The sequence below is a fragment of the Flavobacterium sp. CAN_S2 genome (assembly GCF_015752255.1).
Lineage (GTDB): Bacteria > Bacteroidota > Bacteroidia > Flavobacteriales > Flavobacteriaceae > Flavobacterium.
Genome location: NZ_JADOVA010000010.1, coordinates 1 through 3954 on the forward strand (window position 1 = coordinate 1; position 3954 = coordinate 3954).

The window sequence follows — 3954 nt, forward strand, 5'->3', positions numbered from 1 at the left end:
TGCTATTATAGGAACAACTACAGATCCTTTAACCTATACTACTCAAGGAACCTATACCATCACTTGGACTTTTAATGACGGAAACGGAAATACAACTACTGCTACACAAAAAGTAATTGTTAAAGATACCGTTGCGCCTGTTAAACCTGTTTTGGCTGATGTAACCGGAGAATGTTCTGCTACTGCAACCGCTCCAACAACTACCGATATGTGTTCTGGAAATGCTATTATAGGAACAACTACAGATCCTTTAACCTATACTACTCAAGGTACCTATACTATCACTTGGACTTTTAATGACGGAAACGGAAATACAACTACTGCTACGCAAAAAGTAATTGTTAAAGATAACGTTGCGCCTGTTAAACCTGTTTTGGCTGATGTAATCGGACAATGTTCTGCTACTGCAACCGCTCCAACAACTACCGATGTGTGTTCTGGAAATGCAATTTTAGGAACAACTACAGATCCTTTAACCTATACTACTCAAGGTACCTATACCATCACTTGGACTTTTAATGACGGAAACGGAAATACAACTACTGCTACACAAAAAGTAATTGTAAAAGATACTACTAAACCAATAAAACCAATTCTTGCAGATGTGACTGGTCAATGTTCTGCTACAGCTACTCCTCCAAAAACCTCAGATGAATGTGCCGGAACAATTACAGGAACCACCTCTACTGTTTTTCCTATCACAAGTCAAGGAACTACCGTAGTGACTTGGACTTTTGATGACGGTAATGGAAATATTGAAACAGCAAATCAAAATGTAATTATTGACAATACAAAGCCAATAAAACCAATCCTTGCTGATGTAGTAGGACAATGTTCTGCTACAGCAATACCCCCAACAACTTCAGATGCCTGTGCAGGTACAATTTTAGGAACAACGTCAGACCCTCTAACCTATACAGCTCAAGGAGTTTATATTATCACTTGGACTTTCAATGACGGAAAAGGAAATAATGTCACAGCTACTCAAAATGTTTTTGTAAAGGATACTGTTAAACCGACCATTACTTGTGCAGCTACTGTAACGGTAAATGTAGATGCGGCTTCTTGTACAACGGCTAATGCCAATGTAACGCTTGGAACTCCAACTACTGCTGACAACTGCGGAGTAAAATCGGTAACTAACGATGCGCCTAGCGTTTTCCCTATCGGAAACACCTCCGTAACTTGGACCGTAACGGACAATGCTGGAAATACGGCTACTTGTACACAAATTGTAACGGTAGTGGACACTATCAATCCAACCATCACTTGTGCAGCTCCTGTAACGGTAAATGTGGATGCTGCTTCTTGCACAACGGATAAAGCTAATGTTACTCTTGGATTACCTACAACTGCTGATAACTGTGGAGTGAAATCGGTAACCAACGATGCGCCTGGAGTTTTCCCTATCGGAAACACCACCGTAACTTGGACCGTAACTGACAATGCTGGCAACACTGCTACTTGTACACAAATTGTAACCGTAGTTGACAATATCAATCCAACCATTACTTGTGCAGCTCCTGTAACGGTAAATGTGGATGCTGCTTCTTGCACAACGGATAAAGCCAATGTTACTCTTGGATTACCTACAACTGCTGATAACTGTGGAGTGAAATCGGTAACTAATGATGCTCCTGGCGTTTTCCCTATCGGAAACACCTCCGTAACTTGGACCGTAACGGACAATGCTGGAAATACGGCTACTTGTACACAAATTGTAACGGTAGTGGACACTATCAATCCAACCATCACTTGTGCAGCTCCTGTAACGGTAAATGTGGATGCTGCTTCTTGCACAACGGATAAAGCTAATGTTTCTCTTGGATTACCTACAACTGCTGATAACTGTGGAGTGAAATCGGTAACCAACGATGCGCCTGGCGTTTTCCCTATCGGAAATACCACCGTAACTTGGACCGTAACGGACAATGCTGGTAACACAGCTACTTGTACTCAAATCGTAACAGTGGTCGATTCTATTCTGCCAACCATCACTTGTGCCGCTCCGGTAACGGTAAATGTGGATGCGGATTCTTGCACAACGGCTAAAGCTAATGTTACTCTTGGATTACCTACAACTGCTGATAACTGTGGAGTGAAATCGGTAACCAACGATGCGCCTGGAGTTTTCCCTATCGGAAATACCATCGTAACTTGGACCGTAACTGACAATGCTGGAAACACAGCTACTTGTACACAAATTGTAACGGTACTGGACACTATCAATCCAACCATTACTTGTGCAGCTCCTGTAACGGTAAATGTAGATGCTGCTTCTTGCACAACGGATAAAGCTAATGTTACTCTTGGATTACCTACAACTGCTGATAACTGTGGAGTGAAATCGGTTACCAATGATGCGCCTGGCGTTTTCCCTATCGGAAACACCACCGTAACTTGGACCGTAACTGACAATGCTGGTAATACGGCTACTTGTACTCAAATCGTAACAGTGGTCGATTCTATTCTGCCAACCATCACTTGTGCCGCTCCGGTAACTGTGAATGTGGATGCGGATTCTTGCACAACGGCTAAAGCTAATGTTACTCTTGGATTACCTAGAACTGCTGACAACTGCGGTGTAAAATCGGTAACCAACGATGCGCCTGGCGTTTTCCCTATCGGAAATACCACCGTAACTTGGACCGTAACGGACAATGCTGGTAACACAGCTACTTGTACTCAAATCGTAACAGTGGTTGACAATATCGATCCAACCATCACCTGTGCAGCTCCTGTAAAGGTAAATGTAGATGCGGCTTCTTGCACAACGGATAAAGCTAATGTAACGCTTGGATCTCCAACTACTGCTGATAACTGCGGTGTAAAATCGGTAACTAATGATGCGCCTAGCGTTTTCCCTATCGGAAACACCACCGTAACTTGGACCGTAACTGACAATGCTGGTAACACAGCTACTTGTACACAAATTGTAACGGTAGTGGACAATATCAATCCAACCATTACTTGTGCAGCTGCTGTAACGGTAAATGTAGATGCTGCTTCTTGCACAACGGATAAAGCTAATGTTACTCTTGGATTACCTACAACTGCTGATAACTGTGGAGTAAAATCGGTAACTAACGATGCGCCTAGCGTTTTCCCTATCGGAAACACCACCGTAACTTGGACCGTAACTGACATTGCTGGCAACACTGCCACTTGTACACAAATTGTAACGGTAGTGGACAATATCAATCCAACCATCACTTGTGCAGCTCCTGTAACGGTAAATGTGGATGCGGCTTCTTGCACAACGGATAAAGCTAATGTTACTCTTGGATTACCAACAACTGCTGATAACTGTGGAGTGAAATCGGTAACCAACGATGCGCCTGGCGTTTTCCCTATCGGAAACACCACCGTAACTTGGACCGTAACTGACAATGCTGGAAATACGGCTACTTGTAATCAAATCGTAACGGTCATCGGAGAAATCATAGCAAATGATGACACTGGAATACAAGTAAATGGATTAAAAGGTGGGATATCAGTAAATAATGTTTTAATAAACGATATACTGAATTGTAATGAAGCTAAAAAAGAGGATGTAATAACAACTTTTATCTCCTCTACAAATATAGGTGTGACATTATCTGGTACTGCTGTGGTAGTGGCTGCGGGTACGCCTGCTGGTTCTTACACTTTGGTGTACCAAATCTGTGAAATCTTAAATCCAACCAATTGTGATACAGCTACCGTTACTGTTAGCGTTACCGCTCCTGCTATTGTCGCTAATGATGATGCCGGAACTCCTGTAAACGGTGCCAACGGCGGAACGGCTTTCACCAATGTATTGGTAAACGATACTTTAAACGGTGTGCCTGTTTTGGCTTCGCAAGTGGCTACGACTTTCGTTTCATCTTCGAATGCTGGAATTACATTATCTGGTACTGATGTGGTAGTGGCTGCGGGTACGCCTGCTGGTTCTTACACGTTGGTGTACCAAAT

At 42.9% G+C, this 3954-nt stretch carries 1 protein-coding gene; it reads left to right on the top strand.

Translation table 11 applies throughout. The annotated features are described in order from the left end of the window. A partial coding sequence (locus IWX80_RS16880; RefSeq protein ID WP_196854474.1) for a beta strand repeat-containing protein occupies positions 1-3954 on the top strand: 3954 nt, incomplete at both ends.